A 24,104-nucleotide genomic window follows, 5' to 3' on the forward strand; every position below is an offset into this window, starting at 1 on the left:
TTTTGGGATGAGTGAATAGCGCGGTAAAAATGAATCAAACATACTACATAAAGTGAAACATTCGTAATTATTCTGGCCCTTACTGCCTGTTAGTGTGATATAAAACGTGATTTTTGTTTGGCTGTATATAAAAGTAATAATTCGTTATGAATACAAAAAAATATAAGATAGATAGGATGAGGAAATGAAAAATATTATTAAGGTCGAAGCAGTAGAAAAACATTTTGGAGATCAAGTTATTATCCCGCCGCTTTCTTTAGATATTAAAGAAGGGGAGTTTGTAACAATTCTTGGTCCGAGTGGTTGTGGGAAAACAACGTTACTTCGTATGATTGCTGGTTTTGAGACACCAACAAAAGGTACGATTGCACTTGATGAAGAAAAGATTAACGATTTGCCTCCTTATAAACGCCATATGAATTTAGTATTCCAGCATTATGCCTTATTCCCGCATATGACCGTTGAGAAAAATATTCGTTTTGGACTGAAGATGCAAAAGATTGCTGAAGCAGAACAACAAGAGCGTGCTGAGGAAGCGATGCGTTTAACACAATTAACAGAATTCCGTAATCGTAAGCCAGCTAAACTTTCTGGTGGACAACAGCAGCGTGTGGCGATAGCGCGTGCAATTGTAAATAATCCTCGTGTGTTGTTATTAGATGAGCCATTAGGAGCGCTAGACTTTAAGCTTAGAAAAGATTTACAACGTGAATTGAAAAACTTACAACGTAATCTTGGTATTACGTTCATTTATGTGACGCATGATCAAGAAGAAGCGATGAGTATGAGCGATCGCATCGTGGTTATGAACAAAGGTCACATTGAACAAATCGGAACACCAAAAGAAATTTATCACAAGCCAAAAACGTTGTTCGTTGCGACGTTTATTGGAGAAAATAATATTATTCGCACGGGGGAAACCTATGCAGCAGTGCGTCCGGAAAATGTGAAAGTACGTTCAGTGGAAGAACAAGCTCTTCCTGGATACCACCTTGGTCATATTGAAGATATTGAATTTGTTGGAAATATGGAGAAATTATATATTCGCGATGAGAAGACGGCAGAACTATGGATGGCATATCAAAATGCAGAAAAAGAAATGCAGTGGAACATTGGCGATAATGTATCTGTAGGCTGGGAGCAAGCGGATGAGGTGACTTTAAATTGAAAAAAGGGAAATTACTTGCATTACCTACAGTTACTTGGTTGTGTATCTTTTTCTTAGTTCCTCTCTTGTTTGTATTAGCTTTTGCATTTTTACAGCGCGGGACGTATGGGACAGTTGAGATGAGTTTTACGCTAGAAAATATTAAACGTGTGTTTGATCCGCTCTATATGGGGACGTTATGGGAAACAGTGAAAATTGCGGTTATTACAACAGTACTTTGCTTATTAATTGGGTATCCATTTGCCTATACGATAACAATTGTTGATCAGAAATGGCGTTCTATTTTACTGCTTCTTGCAACGATTCCGTTTTGGATTAACTTTTTAATACGTTCGTATGCTTGGATTATTATTTTACGTTCACAAGGACTTGTCAATACTGTATTGATGAAATTAGGCTTTATTAGTGAACCTTTAAATTTACTATATAATACGCCAGCTGTTATTTTAGGAATGGTATATTCGCTATTACCGTTTATGATTTTACCTGTATATGCAGCAATTGCACAGCTTGATAAGAGAAAATTAGAAGCTGCATATGATTTAGGAGCTACACCGCTTAAAGCGTTTTGGCATGTAACTATTCCAATGACGATGTCAGGGATAGCGACGGGTTCGATTTTAGTATTTGTGTCATCTATTGGTATGTTTGTTGTATCCGATATTATGGGTGGTTCGAAAGTTGCATTAATCGGAAACGTTATTCAAAATCAGTTTTTAGGTGCACGTGATTGGCCGTTTGGATCAGCATTATCTATCATTGTTGTGTTATTCTCCGTTCTCTTAATTTATTTATATTATCGTGCTACGAAAGTATATAACTATGGAAACGGAGGGGAATAAACGAATATGAAAAAGTTTTTAGTCACCTATTCATGGCTGATTTTATTGTTTCTTTATTTACCAATGATGGTACTCATGGTGTATTCGTTTAATGACTCGCGTATTAATGCGGAGTGGCAAGGTTTTACACTTCATTGGTATACAGACTTATTTCAAAAACAGGATGTACTGGATGCGTTTGTAAACAGTTTAACAATTGCTGTTGTTACGACAATTGTTTCCACGCTGCTTGGTGTGTTGTTTGCACTTGCTCTGCATCGTTATAAATATCGTTTTGAAGGTGCAATTAACGGACTTGTATATTTACCAATTTTAATTCCAGATATTTTAATGGGATTATCACTTCTCATTTTATTTAGTCAGCTTGGTATTGAACTTGGGCAAATGACAATTATTATTGCTCATATTACATTTAGTATTTCATTTGTTGTTATTATTTTATCAGCACGATTTTCTGGTATGGGTCGTGACTTAGAAGAAGCGGCAAATGATTTAGGGGCGACCCCGTGGCAAACGTTTCGTTATGTGACGTTACCAGGGCTCACACCAGCTATTATTTCAGCGGCATTATTGACATTTACATTATCTATTGATGATTTCGTTATTAGCTTCTTCGTATCAGGACCAGGATCAACAACATTACCGCTGTATATTTACAGTATGGTAAAACATGGTGTAACGCCAGAAATCAATGCGCTTTCTACAATTTTGATTGTTGTGATTGTCGGATTAATGATTGCTTCTGAAGTGTTCCGTAATAAGGGTGCGGATGGAGAAGAAAATTCAGGAGGCCATCTGCCGTTATAATAGATGGGGGCATTTATTAAGCTCAAATTAGGGAGGGAATGCAAATGAAATGGATGAAAGTAGCTGCAAGTACAGTACTTACTTTTGGAATTACTGCTGGAGTGTTAGCAGGATGCGGCGAAAAGAAAGAGGAATTAAATATTTACAGCTGGGCTGATAACTTTGATGAGCAAGTTATTAAAGACTTTGAAAAAAAATATAACGTTAAAGTGAACTATGATAAGTATGCAAGTAATGAAGAAATGCTTGCGAAATTACAAGCAGGCGGTGCACAGTATGATTTAATTCAACCGTCTGATTATATGGTGAAAACAATGGTAAACATGAATTTGTTAGAGCCGTTAGATAAAAAGAGCATTCCGAATGTAGAGAATCTTGTTTCGAACTTTAAAACGCCTCCGTTTGATCCGGAAAATAAATATTCTATCGTTTATACATGGGGCGTAACAGGAATTGCTTATAATAAAAAATATGTGAAAGAAACGCCAACAAGTTGGAGTGATCTTTGGAATGAAAAATATAAAGGTCACGTAGCGTTATTAAATGATTCTCGTGAAGTTCTTGGTATGGGACTTAAGAAAAATGGATTTTCAAATAGTACGCAAAATGATGCTGAATTAAAAACAGCTTTCACGGATATTCAAAAATTATTACCAAATGTATTAGCGTTTGATACAGATAATATTAAGCAAAACTTCATTACGGAAGAAGCATGGATTGGTACAGTATGGTCTGGAGATGCAGCATTCATTGCAAAAGAGAATAAAGATGTTGATTACGTAGTTCCAAAAGAAGGCGGAACAATTTGGGCAGATACATTAGCGATTCCAAAGGGTGCAAAACATAAAGAGCTTGCAGAGAAGTTTATTAACTACTTAATGGATCCAAAAGTTAGTGTGAAAAACTATGAATCCATTGGATATAGTAATCCAAATGAAAAAGCTCGTTCTCTTCATAGTAAAGAATATCAAGAGAATCATATGATTTTCTTAACACCAGAAGAGTTAAATCGTACAGAATGGCTTGTCGATGTGGATGGGAAATTAAAAGATTATGATCGTTACTGGACAGAACTAAAGACAGGTAAAGAAAAGTAATAAAAAACGCGATTCCTTAGCGGAAATCGCGTTTTTTTATAGATGGAAGTTTTACTTTATGAGCTAGAGAATGGATATGATACACTAAGACATAGAATATGAGATAGAATGGAGAAGAGGGATAGGTGATATTTGGTGAAGACAACTGTACATAAAGTAGATGCATGGGGAAAGGTTGGAGCGTTCTTATATCGATTTCGCTATACAACAATTGCTCTATTAGTGTTGCTAGCTGTGACACTTGGCATATTTGCACCGAAGCTTCCAGGTGTATTAGGCGGGGATGGATTTCAAACGAAAGGCGATTATGAAACGACAAAAGGGATATTAGAGAAAGATTTTAAACAGTCACAAGATACGCTCCTGCTCGTCTTTCAAAAAGAACAAGGTGTTTCTCAGCAAAGATTTACAGAAAGAATTGATGAGATTGTAAAAAAAATTCAAAAAGAAGAAATATACGATTCTTTTCATCATCCTATAGAAAATAAAGCAATGTTACAGGATGATATTGCTTATGCAACCATTTTATTTTCCGGGAAAACAAGTAAAGAGCGGAAAGAAAAAACATTAGCCTTTGCAAAGGAGATCCAAAAAGAAAGTAACGGGGAAGTAAAGGTGTCTCCAACTGGATATCCAATTATTAATGATGAAATAAATACAAGAACACAAAATGATTTGAAAGTAGCAGAGATGATCGGTTTGCCGATTGCTTTTCTTGTATTATTGCTTTCTTTTGGTAGCTTGTTTGCATCTATTTTGCCTATTTTAAACGGAGCGTTAAGTGTCATTAGTACGATGGGGATTTTATATTTTGTCGGAGAACAAAAGGAACTTTCTATTTTTGTACTAAACGTGGCGCCGATGATTGGGCTTGCTTTATCCATTGATTTTGCTCTTTTATTTGTGAATCGTTTCCGGGAAGAGCTTGTGCATCGTTCTGTCAAAGAGGCAATTATGATTACATATCAAACGGCAGGGCGCGCCATTATTTTTTCAGGTTTATGTGTATTTGTCGGTTTATCTGGTTTGTTCTTTTTCAAAATTGATTATATTCAATCTGTCGCAATTAGCGGGATGATTGTTGTAGTAATGAGTATTTTATTTTCGTTAACGATGCTCCCAGCATTGTTAACGTTAATGGGAAAACGTTTAATAGGAAAGAACCAAAATGTTCATCGCACAGCACCAATGTGGCGTAAATTTGCACAGTTTGTAATGAAGTATCCGATTGTGATGACAGTTGCTGTATTTACATTTATTGTTATTTGTTTATTGCCGCTTCGCGGTGCAGATTTACAGTTCCCTGGTGTAGAAGCATTACCTAAGAAAAGTGAAGCGCGTATTGCCTATGAACGTTATGAAGACGCGTTTAATAAAATGGTGAAAACTCATGCAGATGTAACACTTGTTGTTCAGACAAAAGGAAAAATAACAGAAAAAGAAAATTTACAAACACTGCAAAAGGTTGTGCAGAAGTTAAAGAATGACAAAAATGTATATGAAGTGAAGAGTCTATATGAGCAGCTTGGCAATATGTCTGCAGAACAACTGTCAGCAATGCTGCAATCGCCAAATCGTGCGCAAGTAGAACCGGTATTAGATGCGTATGTGAAAGATAATAAGACGACCATTGGAATTGTTTTAGATACAAAGCCAAGAACAGAAAAAGCAAAGCAATGGGTGCGAGATTTTAAAGAAAATTATAAAACGGAAGGGATAACGTATTATTTAGGCGGAATGACAACATTTCAACAAGAACTAGAAGATGAGATAAAAACTAAAGTTGTTGTTGGGATGTCTGTTATTTTCACTTCAACATTTCTAATTTTATTGCTAGCATTTCGCTCTTTACTTATTCCGATTAAAGCAATTGTGATGAATGTGCTTAGTTTAAGTGCGACCATTGGAATTATCATTTGGCTCTTTGAAGGAGGCCATTTTGGATTAGAACAAAGCTCAGTATTATTTGTATTACCTATCTTTATTTTCGGGTTAGTATTTGGATTAAGTATGGACTATGAAGTATTTCTTATTTCACGTATTCATGAATTATACGAGGAAACAAGAGATAATGATTATGCAACATTAGAAGGATTAGTGTCAACGAGCCGAATTATTACATCAGCTGCGTTAATTATGATTGTTGTTACAGGTGCATTTGCTTTTACTGATATTTTGCCAGTGAAACAAATGGGGATTGGCGTTGCGCTAGCTATATTCCTTGATGCAACAATTATTCGATTAATTCTTGTACCAAGTTTAATGAAAATGTTTGGTGAGTGGAACTGGTGGCTCCCATTTACGAAGAAGAAACAGAAAGAAATGCATTGAGAAATAGCTCTCATCTTATATGGTGAGAGCTATTTATATGAATAGCCTCCCACCCTTTTAGTGAATAGTATGAGATAAGGAGATTACATATAAGAGTGGGTGAAGACAATGTTTCGTTATTTTAAATTTAAATTGAATGATACTGTACAATTTGCAGAAAACGATGGACATATGTATCGCATTGTCGGCTATCGGTTAGAAAAAGGTTTTTATCCAAAGGATGAATGGACACATATTATTTATGAACTTTTGCGAGAGTTTGATGGGTACACACTCGATGCAGAAGAAGATGAGCTTGTGAAGGTTATTCAAGTAGAGGAGGAGTATTATAAAATTCATGATGTAGGAGAATATCGCTACCCTGTTAAATTGAAAACATCGCCGGAAAAATGTAATCATAAAACGATAGATCAATTATTAGATGCTTATAATGATTACAAGAGGCTAGCGGAATTTTTTAAGGACTTATCATATGAAAGAAAAGCTGAAGAAATGTTGCTGGAGATAAAAAAACTTCATGCATAAAGTGAAACTTTAATCAGCGGGGACTTCTTCATACCCCACTGATTATTAGCTCTCACCAATCGGGCTTTAACGGACAGTTCATTCATTGTTGAACTGTCTTTTTAACTATGCATGAGAAGCGATTTTCCGTTACAATAAGAGGATTAATAGGAATAAGGTGATTGAATGAAAGTAAAGAAAATGGGAGAATGGTGTGAAATTACAGTTCCTTCTGTATGGGAGGGACGAACGGTTGATTCTATTTTGAAAGAAGAATGGCAAGTTCCGAAAAAGTTATTACATCACTATCGTATGGAAAAAAGCATTCTTGTTAATGGGGAAGGAAAACGATGGAGTGAACAGCTGCAAGAAGGAGATAAACTGCAAGTTCATATGTTCATGCAAGAAGAGTATGATGTGGAACCAGAGTTTTACGATATAGAAGTTATATATGAAGATGACCATGTATTAATTGTTAATAAACCAATTCAAGTAGATACACATCCTGCAAATAAAGGCGGGACAGGAACATTAGCAAACTATGTAGCATTTTATTTGCAAATGCAAGGAATTGAAACAAAAGTACGTCATATTCACCGGCTAGATAAGGATACAACAGGCGGAGTCGTTTTTGCAAAGCATGCATTAGCTGGTGTGATTATGGATCGATTATTGATGGAACGAAAAATTAAGAGAACATATATGGCACTTGTTGAAGGGAAAATACAAAAGAAGCGAGGTACAATCGATGCTCCAATTGGACGAGATCGTCATCATGCATCGAGACGCCGTGTTTCCCCAAAAGGTGACCGTGCTGTAACTCATTATGAGGTCGTGCAATATTCGAAGGAAAGTAACATAACGCTTGTTAAAGTTCAATTAGAAACGGGGAGAACACATCAAATACGTGTTCATATGAGTTACCTCGGTCATCCACTGGTTGGCGATGTATTGTATGGCGGTAAGACAAAGCTATTTTCTCGTCAAGCCTTGCATGCTGCTCATATTACAATGTTACACCCGATTACAAAGCGTCAAATTGACGTAGATATACCTCTTCCTCATGATTTTTCTCATATATTACATTCTTATATGTATACAAAATAAATAGAGCCTTTTGAAAAGGCTCTATTTATTTTGCTATTTGCAGGCAGTAATCCCTCAACTTCAAATTCAGCAGAAAGCAAAGAAGTTAGATAGGGGATAAACTGCTGGCATGCACCCGATTGGTGTAACTAATAATCAGTGGGGAGAACCCCCACTGATTAAAGTTTCATTTTATGCTTACTTTGAAATAAATTCTTGTGTCCAGTAGTTTCCGTTTTCTACATAGCCAACACCGATATGTGTGTATCCGCTATTTAAAATATTTGCGCGGTGACCTGCACTATTCATCCAAGCTTGTACGACTTCTTCTGGAGTTTGTTGTCCCTGTGCAATATTTTCACCAGCAGATCTGTATGAAATACCAAACTGTTTCATCATATCAAACGGAGAACCGTATGTTGGGCTAGTATGGTCGAAGTAATGATTTTTTTGCATATCTTCTGATTTAATACGAGCCATTTTGCTTAACTCAGTATCTACTTTTAATGCTGGTAAACCTTGTTTTGCACGTTCAGCATTTGTTAAATCAACAACTTTTTGCTCAAATGCGCTTAATGTACCTTTTGAGTCCTCAGCTGGTTTATCAGCAGGTTTGTTAGCAGGCTTATCAGCTGGTTTATCAGCAGGTTTAGTTGCTTGGTTGTTATCAGCTGGTTTATCAGCAGGCTTAGTAGTTTGGTTGTTATCAGCTGGTTTATCAGCAGGTTTGTTAGCAGGCTTATCAGCTGGTTTATCAGCAGGTTTAGTTGCTTGGTTGTTATCAGCTGGTTTATCAGCAGGCTTATTAGCTTGGTTGTTATCAGCAGGTGTATTTGCTTCATTGTTATTAACTGGATTTGTAATTACAACATCTCCCCAAGGAGTTGTAACAGTTATGTTAGTTGGTTGTCCAGGAATTACACAGTTACTTGGTTGGAAAGCACCTGGATTCCATTTTGCATATGAGTTTAAAAGAGATGTTATGAAAGATTGGAAGTCTTGTTGATTCATATGCTGCATGAAAAATGGAGATTGCGAAATATTTTGAACTTTAATCGCTGATGGTTGCACTGTTTCTGCTTTCGCACCATTTGTTCCTAATCCAAATGTAAGAGCAGTCGCTGCAGCTACAGATAGTAAAACACGTTTTTTCATTGTTAAATTGTCCCCCTAATTATGTATAAAGTTTATGAAACTGTTATCACACAGATTTTATTTTTGTCGGCCTGTTTGACTGACACATTCATCGTAGCATAGATTTTGTCGAAAAAAAGTTGGAAAAAAATTCATAGGTTATGAGATTTCCTTTTTTATCCTAGATTTTAGAGAAAGAACAAATGCCGAAATACTAGATGTTATAAGGAATAGACAGTAATTTTTATGAGAAGAAATAAAAGAGAAATTGGATATAACTTCCGGTGGAGAGGAAGAGAAAAGGGATAACATCAGCATTTATAGAGGATTAACGAGGAATATTATGGATGCTTTTTTACATAATTGTAATCTTTTTGTCGTTCTTTTTTACGATACAGTAACATACTTTTAATGTTGTAGACTATAAAAAAGACGGGCGTATCTTTAATAGAGAAAGGTACGCCCGTTTTTCGTTTAAAATTATTGTTCTTTTTGTGTTACTGCTTCAAGTAACAAGTCTACAATATGAACTCCTTGCATTTTATGGGAGAGGCCTTCACGTTCAATACCAAGTTTCATTTGCAGTAAACAGCCAGGATTTGCTGTTACAATTGTTGTTGCTTCGGTTTCATGAACTTGCTCCATTTTGTAGTCTAAAAACTCCATTGATAGCTTAGAATGTACAATATTATAAATACCAGCTGAACCACAGCAACGATCAGCATCTTTCATTTCTTTATAAGTTACGCCTTGAATCGCTTGTAAAAGCTTGCGAGGTTCAGAAGATGTACGCATCACGTTTCGTAAATGACAAGAATCTTGATACGTAATGACTTGCGGTGGCAGACGTAAGTCGGTACGTTTATGAAAATCTAATTCTACTAATATAGCAGAAATATCTTTAATTTTCGTAACAAATTGTTTTGCACGGTCTGCCCATTCTGGATCATCTTTTAATAAATAGTCGTAATCAACTAAATAGGCTCCGCAGCCGCCAGCGTTTGTAATAATATAATCAATTTTTAAGTTTTCAAATGCTTGAATGTTTTTCTTCGCAAGTTCTTTTGCACCGCTCTTTTCACCAGCATGGCCGTGCAGGGCACCGCAGCAATTTTGCTCTTTTGGAATGACAACATCACAACCTGCAATTTGCAATAGTTTCATTGTGGCATTATTCGTTTCTAAGAACATTGTATCCATTAAACATCCTGTAAAGAAGGCAACACGTCTTTTTTTTGCTGTTTCTGCTGGTAAAAACTCAGGACGGCTTTTCATTTCTTTCATTTTTGGTACTTTTGGAAGAACGAGATCCATTGTTGCTAATGTTTCAGGAAATAACTTCATAATCCCTGTTTTATGTGTGAATGTTTGTAAACTGGAGCGCTGATAAAATCCGATTAGTCCTGTTAATGTCCGCATACGATTTTGATGAGGGAATAACCCTTCAAAGACAATTTTACGAACAACTTTGACTGGTATAGAGAATGTTTTGTTTTGATTTATAATATCACGTGTTTCTTCTAATAAATGTCCATAATTAACGCCCGATGGACAAACAGGTTCACAAGCGCGACAGCCAAGACAAACATTTAGCGTGTTTTCTATGTCTTCATCTGGTTCAATTAAGCCATCAACGACCGCTTTCATTAGCGCAATACGCCCGCGCGGAGAGTGGGATTCTTGAAACCCAGATTGAATATAGGTTGGACATGTTGGTAAGCAAAAGCCGCAGCGCATACAGTTCAGCAGTTCATCCTCATTTAAACGTTCTTTAAATTCTTTTTGAATTTGTTTTGTATTTAATGTAGTCATTGCTGAGCCACCACTCTTTTACGAGAGTCTTTTGCAAACATTTTACCAGGATTCATAATATTGTTCGGATCAAATGCTTGCTTAATAGCTTTCATTGCCGCTATGCCTTCTTTACCAAGCTTTAACTCTAAATAAGGAGCTTTCATCGCACCAACTCCATGTTCGCCTGTAATGGTACCGCCAAGTTCAATCGCTTTTGCAAAGATTTCCGCAAAGGCTTGTTCGGCACGGTGCATTTCTTCTTCATTACGAGCATCTGTCATACAAGTAGGGTGGAGATTACCATCACCAGCATGACCAAATGTACAAATGGGAATGTTATACTTTTTAGCAATTTCATTAATTGCTTCTACCATCGGTGCAATTTGCGAACGAGGCACTGTTGAATCTTCTAAAATTGTTGTTGGTTTTAATCGTGCTAATGCAGATAGCGCACTGCGGCGTGCTGTGCGAAGTGCATCTGCTTCTGTTTCATCTTTTGCAACGCGAACATCAACAGCATGAAGAGAACGGCAAATATTTGCCATCTTTTCAATATCACGGTTTACTACTTCTGGAGAACCATCTTGTTCAATGAGCAGAACTGCTTTTACATCTGTTGGTAAGCCGATTTGAGCAAATTCTTCTACGACTTCAATTGTCGGTTGATCTAAAAATTCTAATGTTGCTGGAATAATTTTATTTGCAATAATTGCAGAAACAGCACGTGCAGCTTCATTAATATCTTGATATAAAGCTAGCATTGTTTTTTTCGTTTCCGGCATTGGGACAAGTTTTAAAATGGCTTCTGTTACAACGCCAAGTGTTCCTTCAGATCCAATGAATAAACGTGTTAAATCATAGCCAGCTACATCTTTTGCTAATTTACCACCTGTGCGAATCATATCACCATTTGGTAAAACTGTTTCAAGTCCCATGACATAATCACGCGTTACTCCGTATTTTAAACCGCGTAAACCACCAGAATTTTCATTAATGTTTCCACCAATTGTTGAAATTTTCATCGAGCTTGGATCTGGTGGATAGAATAATCCCTTTTCCTCAGCAGCTTTAATAATATCTAATGTAATCACACCAGCTTGCACCGTAATTGTTAAGTTTTCTTCATCAATTTCTAAAATGCGATTCATATGGCGGAAAATAAGAACAATTCCACCTTCTAACGGGCAAGTTCCTGCGCAAAGGTTCGTTCCAGAGCCGCGTACATATACGGGAATCTTATGTTCGTTGCATACTTTTAAAACTTCTGCTACTTCTTGCGTATTACGAGGTGCGACAACCGCATCTGGCATTGCCTGAAAGTTTGGAGTCGCATCGTAACTATACGTTAAACGTCCCATGTTAGACGTATCTACATTTTCTTTGCCAACAATGGATATAAATGCATCAACAATTTGTTGTTCTAACATACTGAAAATCCCCCTTAAACTGTTATGCAAAGTTTTTCTAAACACAAACTTTGTCACAGTGTTTTTCTATTTTTATGATAAAAAAAAGCGGGGGCTCCCGCTATGTGTGAATAAACAAATATTATCCTATTTTTTCTTCTTTTTTTGGATGATTATCTAATAGAAGTAGGGCGAAATATAAAATGACTAAATCCTTTATTTGCTTTGGATCTAATTTGGTGTATTCTTCAATCTTCTTTAGTCGATAATGCAGTGTATTAATATGGATATGAAGCATTTCCGCTGTTTGTTTATACGATTGATTGTTTTCAATAAATAAACGCAATGTTTGAATCAATTCTGTTTCTGCATGAAGTTTGTGAATTGTGCGCTGTAAAAATTCTTCACGCGTATAGGGATTAATATCTTGAATGCACATTTCTAGACGCAAATCTTCATTAAAAATAATATCTGTCGTTTTTTGAGAAACAACAAGTGCCCGTAGTGCTTGTTCATAAGAGTGATGCATCTCACTTGGTGCAACTATTTGTCCAATACCGATGCTTAATATAATAGGAAATAATGCTTCACATTCATATTTTAATCGCTTTAAAAATTGAAACGTTTCTTTTTTTGTTTCAAACGACTGAAATAAAATAAACCGGTCGTTGCCCCAGCGTACAAACAAGTCTTGTTTTGGTAAAAGATTGCGTATATGTTGCCAAATTTTTCGTTGGAGCATCGTGTCATCTTGGTTATATGAAAGTAAAATGAGTTGTTTCTTTTTTTGTAAGTTAATTCCAAGGGTTTTTGCACGGTCTAAGAAGCTAGGAGACCAATCGTTACCTTGAAGCCAATCAAATACGAATGCCTCGTATGAGCGTTGTTCAAGTTCTAGCTGTTCTATAAAATAGTTTTCGTGAATTAATAGTTCAGTCATTTTCCGTAATATTTCTCCGTATTGTGAAATGTTTTCTGGTTCACCTGTAATACCAATTACACCAATCACTTCATCGTGAAAGAGAAGAGGAAGGTTGATGCCCGCTTTTACGCCGCATAGACGCTGTTCATCTTCGCTTGTAATAATAACCGTTCTTTTTTGCTCAGCACAGCGAAGAGCTCCTTCATGAAAGCCTCCGATTCTTACTTGGTCTGTACTTGCGATAATTGTTCCATTTACGTCAATAATGATAATATTTTCAGTAATGAGTCTACGTACTTCACGGACAATTTTATTTGCTAAGTCGGGAAAAAGCATACTTCTAACACCCACTATTTTTATATTTGTTTTACTATTATATGGTGATCATTATAAAGAAAAAAGATTTCACACTTTCCTCACAATTATTTGCTATTTTACAAGTATAACGAAACTGTCCATAATGGAGGTAATCTTTTGAAAAGGTGGCTTATTTCACTTTGTATCGTACTATTACTTACAGGGTGTAAGGGAGGGGCTTATCAGTCTATTGATCCGAAAAAGCCTCTTCTTATAACGACAAATATAAAAGAAGGAAGTATTAGCTTTATTGATACTGATACGAAAAAAACAATTACAACGTGGCATTTAAATGAAGCTATTTTGGGAACAGTGTTGTTACCAGACGGGAATCGTTTGCTTGTGTATGGAAAACAACTAGATTATATATATGTGTATTCTTTAAAAGATGGAAAACAGTTTGAAAAATGGAATACAGGAAAGGGTATAGCAAACGTTCTATTATCTGAAAACGGAAAAGAATTGTTCGCAGCGGATCAAAATCAACAAAAAATTCGTATTTTCACAACCGATGGAAAAGAAAAAGAGAGTATTTCAGTGGGGAAAGGCCCGCTTACCATGGTGCAACATAATGAGATGTTATATGTTCTAAATTTTTATGATACGAAATTGTCTAGCATTGATGTAAAACAAAAAAAGGTCGTGAATTCTTTTGTAATTCCGCCGGCTTCAACAGGTGCAGTTCTTAGCAAGGATGGAAAGGACATCTTTATTGGTGGACATGGTGACGGTAAACAAGTAAATGAAAAGGTACTTGAGTATTCTCTCGAAGATGGCGAAATGCTTCAATCGTTAGATGCGCCATTTATGCCGGTCAGTTTGTCTACAGATAAACAATTTATTTATGTACTTAGTCACGGGTCCAATATGCTGAGAAAATTTGATGGGAAAACATATAAAGAAGTAGATTCTCTTGAAGTAGGATCGAATCCATTTGTGTTTTGGCAAATTGGCAATGAAGGGTATGTTGCGAGCTATGATAGTGATGAAGTGTACGTTGTAGATTTAAACGAAATGAAAATAAAACAGACGATTTCAGTTGGGAAAGGGCCATTTCAATTTGTGCAAAGGGTAGGAGAGAAAAAATGAGTAAGTATAAAGTATTACTTGTTGATGATGAAAGTGATATGAGGCAGCTTGTTGGCATGTATTTAGACAACTTTGGTTATGAATGGAAAGAAGCCGAGAATGGAAAACAGGCATTGCACATGCTTGACATAGAAAACTTTGATTTTGTTATTTTAGATATTATGATGCCAGAAATGGATGGGATTACAGTATGTAAAGAAATCCGAAAAACATCGGATATTCCGATTATCTTTTTGACAGCAAAAGGGGAAGAGTGGAATCGTGTAAATGGACTGCGCACTGGAGCGGATGATTATATTGTCAAACCATTTAGCCCTGGAGAATTAATTGCACGTATGGAAGCGGTATTAAGGAGATATACGAAATATGAAGAACAAGAAGAGATGGAATTTGGACCGATTATAATTAATGAGAAAAGCCGCCGCGTTGAAATAGAGGGCGAAGGTATTTCATTAACTGTTAAAGAATTTGATTTACTTTATTTTCTTTGTCAGCATAATGGCCAAGTATTTAGCCGCGAGCAATTGCTTGAAAAAGTTTGGGGCTATGATTACGCCGGTAGCACTCGAACAGTTGATACACATGTGAAAACAATGCGCTTAAAGCTTAAAGAACAGGGGAATTGTATTCAAACTGTTTGGGGCGTAGGCTATAAATTTGAGGTGTAAGATGTTTACGATGGTACAAAAGTTATGGCTTACAGTTGCATGCGCTGTGTGTGTAACAGTTTCGTTTTTATATTTTGTCTCGCTGTATTCGTATGAGAAATTATATGTTCAAAATATTGAAGAGACATTAAAAACAGAGGGAAATCGTCTTGTGACGCAATATAGAGCAGATGAGCCCGTAGATGTATTTGAAGAAAAGGTAAAATCATTCGATAAAATTGCGAGCGCAGATGTATTGTTTGTTAGCAACCCGCGTGATTTAAGTGCATGTCTTCCATTTGACGTTCATTACAATTCAATTATTAGTGAGAATGATCGGCAGACATTACTAGAAGGAAATACGGTTACGAAGATTGGGTATGAAGAGCATTTTCATCGTAACATTATGGGTGTCGTTATTCCTGTGTTAGACAATAAAAAGCTAGTCGGTATTGTATATTCTTATATTCCCTTAAAGAGCATTAAAGATTTAATTTATGAAATGGGACTCATTTTAGCTCCTCTTGCTCTTGTAATGATTGTGTTAACGATATGGATTGGACGAAAGATTGTCATTGCAATTACAAAGCCGCTTTCACAAATGGAACGAGTCGCACATCATATGGCGAAAGGAGATTTTTCGCAGCGGATTACGATTTCATCAGAAGATGAGATTGGAAGGCTGGGAAAAGCATTCAATAAAATGGCAAGTTCATTAGAAGAAGAGGATGTACAGCGAAAAGAATTTTTAGCAAATGTGTCACATGAGCTTCGAACACCCCTTAGTTACATTAAAGGATATAGTGAAGCGATTATTGATGGAGTAGCAAAAGGAGAGCAGCAATTAAAATTTACCCAGCTTGTTCATAAAGAAGCAGGGCGTATGCAGCGTCTTGTTCATGACTTGTTGGATTTAGCACAACTTGAGGGAGAGCGTTTTCCTCTTAAAAAGCAACCAATTGTATTTGCGCAATTCATTGAAGATGTGCTAGAGACATATGAATTACAAGTGATAGAAAAACAAATTGCATTGCATACAATTCTCGATCCAGATATTATTGTCAATATTGATGAAGATAGGATGCAACAAGTGCTTCATAATGTATTAGATAATGCCATTCGCTACACAGGTGAGAACGGTGCTATTCATGTGCAATTAGAACAACAAGCAGAGCAATGTAAACTGGAAATTATAGATACTGGGATTGGCATTGGAGCCGAGCATCTTGAAAAATTAGGTGAACGTTTTTATCGAGTCGATAAAGCAAGGAGTCGTCATAATGGTGGAACCGGGCTAGGACTTGCGATTGTAAAACAAATTGTGCACATTCACGGTGGAACGTGGCATATTGAAAGTGAGGAAGGCAGAGGAACGAAAATTTCGATTTATTTACCAATTATCTCTTCGGAATAAATTTTTGTCCATTTTATGAACAAAATGTTTGTACTTCTGCGTATTTAGTTCTAAAATAGATATGGATGCTATTTTCTATATAAAGTGAAACTTACAGCAGTGGGGAGGCAGTTTATCTTCCCACCGATGGTCAGTGGAACGAATCTGATGCGTGCCAGGCCTATCTTCTTTGACTTCTTAGAATTTTGAAGTGGGAATTTTACTGCCTGTTAGCATGGGATAAATTGTTGTCATTGTTGTTTGGATGATACTGGGGTGATACAACTGGAGTACAAATCTATTAAGCCGAAAAAAATTTACGAGGAAGTATCGGAAGCCATTTTAGCAATGATTAAAAATGGTACTTTAAAGCCTGGTGACAAACTTCTTCCTGTTCATCAATTGGCAGAGCAGTTTCAAGTTGGCAGATCTGCTGTGCGTGAAGCGTTAAGTGCCTTGCGAGCAATGGGCTTAATTGAGATGAAACAAGGGGAAGGCACGTATGTGAGGAATTTCGATGCATCTTCTTTAACATCGTCATTAAATACAACCCTATTAATGAAACAAGAGGATATTGTGAATTTATTGGAAGTGCGGAAAGTGCTTGAAGTAGGAGCAGCTCGTGCGGCAGCAGTAAAACGCACAGAAGAAAATTTGCACAATATGCAGCATTGGTTAGATGAGATGCAAAAAAGTGTAGGAGATGAAAATGCTGGTGAAAAAGCAGATTTCCATTTCCATATGGCAATTGCAGAAGCTTCACACAACAATATTTTGTTAGAATTGATGAACCATGTTTCCGAAATGATTGCTGAAGCAATTGGTGAAACAAGACGAATTATTTTATATGGTGAACAAACAACAGCAGAAAGACTTCTAGAAGAGCATCGAAAAATTTATGAAGCAGTGTTAGCGAATGATATTGAAGCAGCGCAGCAAGCGATGCAAGATCACCTAACGAATGTGGAATGTATGGTCACAGGCATCGAGAAAACAAATTCGTAATATTGCACTTTCAAAATTTTATTTTTTTGATAAAATAGAGAAAGAATAAGTAAGCGTTTACTGAATAGAAGAAAGAATAAAACATGAATAATTTATGTTTCGCTTCTTTCTTTTTACTAAGTCATCTGATGACCATATGAATGTTGGCTGAGTTGAAATGAGGGGGAACTATAATATGAAAGTTACATTATTTGTTACGTGCTTAGTTGATATGTTTGAAACAAATGTCGGCAAAGCAACGGTTGAAATTTTAGAGCGATTAGGTTGCGAAATTGAATTTCCAGAAGCGCAAGTTTGCTGCGGACAACCAGCTTATAATAGCGGTCACGTAGAAGCGGCAAAAGAAGCAATGAAGCATATGATTCGCACATTTGAAAACGCTGAGTATATCGTTACACCTTCTGGTTCTTGTGCGACAATGTTTCACGAGTATCCACACGTATTTAAAGATGATCCAGAATGGGGACCACGTGCGAAAAAAGTAGCTGAAAAAACATACGAACTGACACAATTTATTGTTGATGTGTTAAAAGTTACTGACGTTGGTGCTCGCTTGGATGGCGTAGCAACGGTTCATAAATCTTGTCACATGACACGTTTACTAGGAGTAAAAGAAGCTCCGGGCATTTTACTATCAAATGTGAAAGGTCTAGAAGTAAGGGAACTACCAAATGTACAAAATTGTTGCGGTTTTGGGGGAACGTTCTCAGTAAAAATGACACCAATTTCTGAACAAATGGTAGATGAAAAAGTCGACAGTGTCATGGAAACAGGAGCAGATTATTTAATTGGAGCAGACTGTGGGTGTTTGTTAAACATTGGCGGGCGTATCGAGCGTTTAGGGAAAAATGTGAAAGTAATGCATATTGCTGAAGTATTGAATAGCCGCTGATGGAGGGGGAAGTAAGCTATGTCTATGAAAACTAGTGATAAAAAATTTAATGAGCGTGTTGGCGAAAATCTTCAAGATTCATTTATGCGCGGAGCAGTATCATCTGCACAAACGCGCCTATATACAAAACGGTTAGAGGCAGCTGATGAGCTAGGAAACTGGGAAGAGTGGCGTGACCTTGGTGAACAAATTCGTCAGCATACGCTAGAAAATCTAGATTATTATTTAATGCAACTGAGTGAAAATGTATCAAAACGAGGCGGCCATGTTTTCTTTGCGAAAACGAAGGAAGAAGCAGCTGAGTATATTAAACAAGTAGCTGAAAAGAAACAAGCGAAAAAAGTTGTTAAATCAAAATCAATGGTAACAGAAGAGATTGGTATGAACCATGTACTTCAAGAAATCGGCTGTGAAGTCGTTGAGAGTGACTTAGGGGAATACATTTTACAAGTAGACAATGATCCACCATCTCACATTGTTGCACCAGCACTTCATAAAAACAGAACGCAAATTCAAGGTGTGTTTAAAGAAAAATTAGGATATGAAAACTCTGATGATCCGTATGAAATGACGAAATTCGTTCGTAAAATTCTTCGTGAAAAATTTATGGATGCAGAAATTGGCATAACAGGATGTAACTTTGCAGTTGCTAACACAGGCTCTCTTTGCTTAGTAACAAATGAAGGTAACGCAGACCTTGTAATGTCTATTCCGAAAACGCAAATTGCGGTAATGGGTATGGAACGTATGGTTCCAACAATGGAAGAGCTAGATGTTCTTGTTGGTTTACTTTGCCGTAGTGCTGTTGGTCAGAAGCTAACAAGTTATGTAACAGTAGCAGGACCAATTCAAGAAGACGAAGTAGATGGACCAGAAGAGTTCCATTTAGTTGTTGTAGATAATGGCCGTTCTGAAATTTTAGGTTCTGAATTCCGTCAAGTGCTGCAATGTATTCGCTGTGCGGCATGTATCAATGTATGTCCTGTATATCGTCATGTTGGCGGTCACTCTTACGGATCCATTTATCCTGGACCAATTGGTGCGGTATTAACACCACTTTTAGGTGGATATGATGATTATAAAGAACTTCCATATGCATCTAGTTTATGTGGAGCATGTACAGAAGCTTGTCCGGTAAAAATTCCATTACATGACTTGTTATTAAAACATCGTCAAGTCATTGTGGAAAAAGAAGGACGTGCACCGCTTGCAGAAAAACTTGCGATGAAGATGTTTAGTATGGGGGCCTCTTCTGCTGCTTTATACAAAATGGGATCTAAAATGGCGCCAGCTGCAATGAGCCCATTCACATCTGGAAACCGCGTTTCTAAAGGTGTGGGACCGCTTAAAAATTGGACGGAGATTCGTGAATTCCCAGCTCCAAGCAAAGAAAGGTTCCGTGATTGGTATAAAGAGCATAAGAAAGGCGGGAATAACTAATGGCAGGAACGATTCAAAATCGTGATTCATTTTTAGAGAATATCGCAAAACAGCTTGGACGTGAACGCAAAACAGAAGGGGTACAGCGCCCTGAATGGAAAAATAATGTAAATGTAGAAACGCTAAATGATTACTCGCAAGAAGAACTGTTAGAAGTATTTAAGAAACAATGTAACAACATTCATACAACTGTCATTGAAACGAATAGAGATGAATTAAGTGCAGCAATCAAGAAAGTTATCTCAGAAAATGGCGGCGGGCCAATTATGTTATCTCAAGATGAGCGTTTTGAAGAGTATGGATTACAAGAGCTATTTGGAGCGGAACTTCCAGGCGAAAACGTAGAAGTAAATACTTGGGATCCAGAGAAGAAAGATGAAAACATGAAGTTAGCGGAACAAGCAAATATCGGAATTTCGTTTAGTGATTATACGTTAGCGGAATCTGGTACAATTGTAGTACAAAGTCATAAAGGAAGAGGGCGTTCACTACACTTCTTACCGACTATTTACGTAGCTATTATTCCACGTGAAACATTAGTGCCGCGTATTACACAAGCAGTGCGAGATTTAAATACACGTGTAGAAAATGGAGAAGCACCAGCTTCTTGTATCAACTTTATTACAGGACCAAGTAACTCTGCTGACATTGAAATGAACCTTGTTGTTGGTGTACATGGACCGTTAAAAGCATTTTATTTTGTTGTATAAATAGAAAAACAGGCCTAGTAAAGGCCTGTTTTTTTGATTAGGAAAAGTGAATTTTAGGGAATACAGCATATTAAATTTTCTTGTTATACTAGGCCGAAAGGAGATGGTGAAATGCTATTTTATGTGTATGCTTTTTTCACTGGTTTGATATTAGGCTCTTTCTATCAAGTTGTTGCCTGCCGTATTCCACTCGGTTCTTCTATTATAAAACCGCGCTCACACTGTTTGCATTGTCATCATGTATTACAAGTAAAAGAGCTGATTCCCATTTTATCATTTTGTATACAAAAAGGAAGGTGCACAAACTGTAATATAAAAATTTCACCTTTTCATCCACTTTTTGAAGGTATTGCAGGTATAGGGTTTCTCCTTACAGCACTTTTTATCGGTCCTAATGAGCAGCTTATTATCGTTTGGACTCTATTATCACTTCTTTTCATTGTTACAATTACAGACCTTCTCTATATGGTAATTCCAAATCGGATCTTATTCTTTTTTGCAGGGCTATTTGTAATAGAGCGTTTTTTTATCTCACCTTCACTATGGTGGGATGGACTATTAGGAGCAGCAGTTATGTTTGGACTCTTATATATCATTCAGGTAATTTGTCCAGCAGGTATTGGCGGCGGTGATGTAAAACTACTCATTTTACTTGGATTTGTAGTTGGGACAAAAACTATATTACTATCACTTTGTTTTTCTTCATTGTTTGGTATTTGCTTTTTTACTATTTCTATTGCTTTTCGATGCATGACTTATAAGCAACCGCTTCCTTTTGCGCCGTTCATTGCACTTGGAACAATATGTGCATACAGTATATATGTGTAGAGGAGGAGATGAAATGAATGTATATATGGATGATCAAAGATCTTGCCCAGCAGGTTTTATATTAGCAACATCGGTCGAACAGACGCTGGAGCTCATTCGGAATAATAATGTACATACGTTATCGCTTGATTATAATATGGGATTGCGGCAGAGAAATGGCTTGTATTTTATAGATGTCTTTTGTAAGGAAGGATTACATGTCGAGGAAATTCATCTTCATACGAATGATACGATAGGACAATATTATATGTTAAATCGGATACAAAAAGGAAAGGTGTCCGGAGAAATTTCTTCATCTATTATAATCAAATGTGTTGGAAGTTATTAAAAAATCTGCATTCCAAATTTCTTGGAATGCAGATTTTTGATGCTATCCCGCCCAAACAGTCGGTAAGAAGTAAGGCAAGGAAGAGAGCCAAACCGTCTGTAAGGGCCCGATTGGTTCAACTAACCTTCTGGGAAAAAAACGCTCCCAGAAGGAAGTTTCACTTTATTTTGCATGCGCTTGTAATGGAATGATTTCTTCAGTTTGTGAGGAAACGATTTTATCTTCTGTAGATTCTGGTTTGTTTTTTGTTATAGTTAAATAATGATATACCATACCAACAAATACAGATCCACCAATAATATTTCCAATTGTAACTGGAATTAAGTTATGAATTGCACCTGCAACAGAAATTGTATCAGGGTGTGGTGATACTAAAGAAAGTGCAAATAGTGATAAATTTGCGATGCTATGTTCATATCCAGATAAGAAAAATGTAAAGACAATAAGCATTATCGTAAGGATTTTTGCTGTATCTCCCTTTACTTGAGAAGGAAGGAAACATGCAAGACAAACGAGCCAGTTACATAAAATACCTTTAAACAATAAGTGCATTGTTGAGGCGCCCATCTTTGTTCCGACAACTTCATTTAATAAGTGATTGTGACTAATCGTTTCAAAAATACCAGTCGCATAGAAGAGTGCTGCGAAAAATATTGCCCCTACTAAGTTACCTGCATAACAAGCACCCCAGTTACGTAATGTATCACCAATTGTTGTCTCTTTTCGCAAAGTCGCGACTGTGAAATACATTGTATTTCCTGTAAATAATTCAGCGCCGCCATAAAGAATTAAAATGAGTGCGATTCCAAAAAACATAGAAGATGCTAAATATGTGGCAGGTGAATGTGCATCATGAAAGAAATTCCCTAATTTAAAACATAGTACAATAACAAAACCAATATAGATACCAGCAAGTGCAGCGCGAAGAAAATATTGCATTGGATTGTTATCTAGCATATGCTTCTTCTTCTTCGCAAGCTGCACAAGGTAAGCTACTCCTTGTTCTAGCATAAGTCATTACGCTCCTTTAATATATCGTTTATAAATACTCTTGATATGAATAAAGTACACGTATTTGTTTATACTTTCAATAAGTTTGTGCAATATTTCACAAAAAGGACATGTTTTACGTTGGGAGCGCTAACATTTGTGTTATATAATATATTGAATTTAAGATGAATAAGGAAGATTGTCTATGTTTGAAGAAAAAGAAAAAGCGCTGAAATTACAGCGCTTTTTCTTTATATTTTCTCGAACCTTGTTGTACATTTGGTGTTGTTTCTTTTGATAAGAACCAACCACCTGCACCAATTGCAAGCAATACAATCCAAAATGTAATTTTCCAAGTAGCTGATTCTGGGAATCCATGTGGAATCACGCCTAATGCAGGATGAGCTAACGTATGAACTGCTAATTTCACACCAACCCAGCCTACAATCATGAATGCTGCAGTTTCCAACCCAGGTTTACGTTTCAGTAAGTTTACGAAAGCAGATGCAGCAAAGCGCATAATGATTAATCCAATCATACCACCTGCGAAAATAACGAAAAACTGTGCTGTATCGAGGCTACCGATCGTACCAAGATTTGTTTCCGGTAATGTCACAGCTAATGCAACAGCTGCTAAAATAGAGTCAACAGCAAACGCAATATCAGCAACCTCTACTTTAAATACAGTCCACCAAAAGTTTTCTTGTTTTTTCTCTGTCTCTTTTTTCTCTGTTTCTTCGTTCGTTCCATTCTTTTTTACATAAGTTTTTACAAGATGGTTAACAGCAATAAACATTAAATAGACAGCACCAATCGCTTGTACTTGCCATACATCGACAAGAAATGAAATCATAAACAGCGATCCGAAGCGAAATACAAAGGCTCCTGCAAGCCCATAAAATAAAGCTTTTTTACGTTTTTCTTCCGGTAAATGCTTTACCATAATTGCAAGGACAAGCGCGTTATCTGCTGCTAAAATTCCCTCCAAAACAACTAAAATAAGTAATACCCAACCATACTCCAATAATAAAGATAAATCCATTTCCATTCTCCTCTCTTTTGTATAGGTGCTAAACAAAAGAAGAAAATTCCCCCTTGTTTAGCTTCCCCAAAATAAGCTCTATCAACGGAGAAGGAATTTAGAAAAGAATGCAAAAAAGACCTTTGCCGTTGATAGGCAAAGGTCTTGCTAGACATATGTAATAAAATATGCCAACAAAGCCGGAGGAACATAGTTCCACGTAATGACGACTTTGTTTCAGAGAATATTTTCTCCGACGCTACTCCCCTTTGGAAATATGCTGTTACTTATAATATACGAGAGCTGTTAATGT

General features: G+C 36.6%; 22 protein-coding genes. 16 read left to right on the forward strand and 6 right to left on the reverse strand.

The annotated features are described in order from the left end of the window. Window positions 1-184 precede the first annotated feature (184 nt). From AB1284_RS04715 to AB1284_RS04745, 7 genes are all read left to right on the forward strand, one after another. On the forward strand, window positions 185-1,168 hold the full coding sequence (locus AB1284_RS04715; RefSeq protein ID WP_429751247.1) for an ABC transporter ATP-binding protein: 984 nt from the start codon (window positions 185-187) through the stop codon (window positions 1,166-1,168). Further along, window positions 1,165-2,010 (forward strand): ABC transporter permease, encoded by an 846-nt coding sequence (locus AB1284_RS04720; RefSeq protein ID WP_429751245.1) that lies wholly within the window; start codon window positions 1,165-1,167, stop codon window positions 2,008-2,010. Before AB1284_RS04715 ends, AB1284_RS04720 begins: the two co-directional genes overlap by 4 nt. Window positions 2,011-2,016: 6 nt before the next feature. Beyond that, window positions 2,017-2,817, forward strand: a complete 801-nt coding sequence (locus AB1284_RS04725) for an ABC transporter permease (RefSeq protein ID WP_429751243.1) — start codon at window positions 2,017-2,019, stop codon at window positions 2,815-2,817. Window positions 2,818-2,861: 44 nt separating this feature from the next. Beyond that, window positions 2,862-3,914, forward strand: coding sequence for a polyamine ABC transporter substrate-binding protein (locus AB1284_RS04730; RefSeq protein ID WP_429751241.1), 1,053 nt, complete (start codon window positions 2,862-2,864; stop codon window positions 3,912-3,914). Between the two features lie 135 nt (window positions 3,915-4,049). Beyond that, window positions 4,050-6,245 carry an MMPL family transporter gene (locus tag AB1284_RS04735; RefSeq protein ID WP_429751239.1) on the forward strand — a complete coding sequence of 732 codons (2,196 nt, stop codon included), beginning with the start codon at window positions 4,050-4,052 and terminating at the stop codon, window positions 6,243-6,245. 108 nt (window positions 6,246-6,353) lie between these two features. Next, on the forward strand, window positions 6,354-6,770 hold the full coding sequence (locus tag AB1284_RS04740; RefSeq protein WP_429751237.1) for a histidinol dehydrogenase: 417 nt from the start codon (window positions 6,354-6,356) through the stop codon (window positions 6,768-6,770). A 165-nt stretch (window positions 6,771-6,935) separates the two neighbouring features. Beyond that, window positions 6,936-7,856 (forward strand): RluA family pseudouridine synthase, encoded by a 921-nt coding sequence (locus tag AB1284_RS04745; RefSeq protein WP_429751235.1) that lies wholly within the window; start codon window positions 6,936-6,938, stop codon window positions 7,854-7,856. A gap of 177 nt (window positions 7,857-8,033) precedes the next feature. Here AB1284_RS04745 and AB1284_RS04750 read toward each other — a convergent pair whose 3' ends face one another. From AB1284_RS04750 to AB1284_RS04765, 4 genes are all read right to left on the reverse strand, one after another. Next, window positions 8,034-8,855 (reverse strand): CAP domain-containing protein, encoded by an 822-nt coding sequence (locus AB1284_RS04750; protein WP_429754351.1) that lies wholly within the window; start codon window positions 8,853-8,855, stop codon window positions 8,034-8,036. A gap of 594 nt (window positions 8,856-9,449) precedes the next feature. Next, on the reverse strand, window positions 9,450-10,781 hold the full coding sequence (locus tag AB1284_RS04755; RefSeq protein ID WP_429751234.1) for a (Fe-S)-binding protein: 1,332 nt from the start codon (window positions 10,779-10,781) through the stop codon (window positions 9,450-9,452). Continuing rightward, window positions 10,778-12,190: a glycolate oxidase subunit GlcD gene (gene glcD / locus AB1284_RS04760; protein ID WP_429751232.1), complete on the reverse strand. Its 1,413-nt coding sequence runs from the start codon at window positions 12,188-12,190 to the stop codon at window positions 10,778-10,780. Before glcD ends, AB1284_RS04755 begins: the two co-directional genes overlap by 4 nt. A gap of 121 nt (window positions 12,191-12,311) precedes the next feature. Further along, the gene (locus tag AB1284_RS04765; protein ID WP_429751230.1) at window positions 12,312-13,427 is read right to left on the reverse strand and encodes a CdaR family transcriptional regulator; all 1,116 of its coding nucleotides are present in this window, start codon (window positions 13,425-13,427) and stop codon (window positions 12,312-12,314) included. A 138-nt stretch (window positions 13,428-13,565) separates the two neighbouring features. Here AB1284_RS04765 and AB1284_RS04770 point away from each other — a divergent pair, with 138 nt between their 5' ends. The 9 genes from AB1284_RS04770 to AB1284_RS04810 all read left to right on the forward strand — a co-directional run bounded on the left by AB1284_RS04770 (window position 13,566) and on the right by AB1284_RS04810 (window position 21,780). Continuing rightward, on the forward strand, window positions 13,566-14,537 hold the full coding sequence (locus tag AB1284_RS04770) for a YncE family protein (RefSeq protein ID WP_429751228.1): 972 nt from the start codon (window positions 13,566-13,568) through the stop codon (window positions 14,535-14,537). Further along, window positions 14,534-15,205: a response regulator transcription factor gene (locus AB1284_RS04775; protein WP_429751227.1), complete on the forward strand. Its 672-nt coding sequence runs from the start codon at window positions 14,534-14,536 to the stop codon at window positions 15,203-15,205. The genes AB1284_RS04770 and AB1284_RS04775 overlap by 4 nt, the downstream gene beginning before the upstream one ends. 1 nt (window position 15,206) lies before the next feature. Continuing rightward, a complete protein-coding gene (locus AB1284_RS04780; RefSeq protein WP_429751226.1) occupies window positions 15,207-16,598 on the forward strand; it encodes a sensor histidine kinase in 1,392 nt (463 codons plus the stop codon). Between the two features lie 294 nt (window positions 16,599-16,892). Then, complete coding sequence (locus AB1284_RS04785; protein WP_429754350.1) at window positions 16,893-17,582, forward strand: FadR/GntR family transcriptional regulator; 690 nt, start codon at window positions 16,893-16,895, stop codon at window positions 17,580-17,582. 175 nt (window positions 17,583-17,757) lie between these two features. After that, the gene (locus AB1284_RS04790; RefSeq protein ID WP_429751224.1) at window positions 17,758-18,474 is read left to right on the forward strand and encodes a (Fe-S)-binding protein; all 717 of its coding nucleotides are present in this window, start codon (window positions 17,758-17,760) and stop codon (window positions 18,472-18,474) included. 18 nt (window positions 18,475-18,492) lie between these two features. Further along, window positions 18,493-19,914: a LutB/LldF family L-lactate oxidation iron-sulfur protein gene (locus AB1284_RS04795; RefSeq protein WP_154712441.1), complete on the forward strand. Its 1,422-nt coding sequence runs from the start codon at window positions 18,493-18,495 to the stop codon at window positions 19,912-19,914. Beyond that, window positions 19,914-20,624, forward strand: a complete 711-nt coding sequence (locus tag AB1284_RS04800; RefSeq protein WP_429751222.1) for a LutC/YkgG family protein — start codon at window positions 19,914-19,916, stop codon at window positions 20,622-20,624. Before AB1284_RS04795 ends, AB1284_RS04800 begins: the two co-directional genes overlap by 1 nt. 111 nt (window positions 20,625-20,735) lie before the next feature. Next, on the forward strand, window positions 20,736-21,452 hold the full coding sequence (locus AB1284_RS04805) for a prepilin peptidase (protein ID WP_429751220.1): 717 nt from the start codon (window positions 20,736-20,738) through the stop codon (window positions 21,450-21,452). Between the two features lie 13 nt (window positions 21,453-21,465). Beyond that, window positions 21,466-21,780 (forward strand): cyclic-phosphate processing receiver domain-containing protein, encoded by a 315-nt coding sequence (locus tag AB1284_RS04810; RefSeq protein WP_429751219.1) that lies wholly within the window; start codon window positions 21,466-21,468, stop codon window positions 21,778-21,780. A 162-nt stretch (window positions 21,781-21,942) separates the two neighbouring features. Here the strand turns inward: AB1284_RS04810 and AB1284_RS04815 are convergent, their stop codons facing one another. Further along, window positions 21,943-22,791: a formate/nitrite transporter family protein gene (locus AB1284_RS04815; protein WP_429751218.1), complete on the reverse strand. Its 849-nt coding sequence runs from the start codon at window positions 22,789-22,791 to the stop codon at window positions 21,943-21,945. A gap of 214 nt (window positions 22,792-23,005) precedes the next feature. After that, window positions 23,006-23,812: a TerC family protein gene (locus tag AB1284_RS04820; RefSeq protein ID WP_429751217.1), complete on the reverse strand. Its 807-nt coding sequence runs from the start codon at window positions 23,810-23,812 to the stop codon at window positions 23,006-23,008. Window positions 23,813-24,104 lie beyond the last annotated feature (292 nt).

This window comes from Bacillus sp. S2(2024) (assembly GCF_050474045.1).
In the GTDB taxonomy this organism is placed as follows: Bacteria; Bacillota; Bacilli; order Bacillales; family Bacillaceae_G; genus Bacillus_A; species Bacillus_A yunxiaonensis.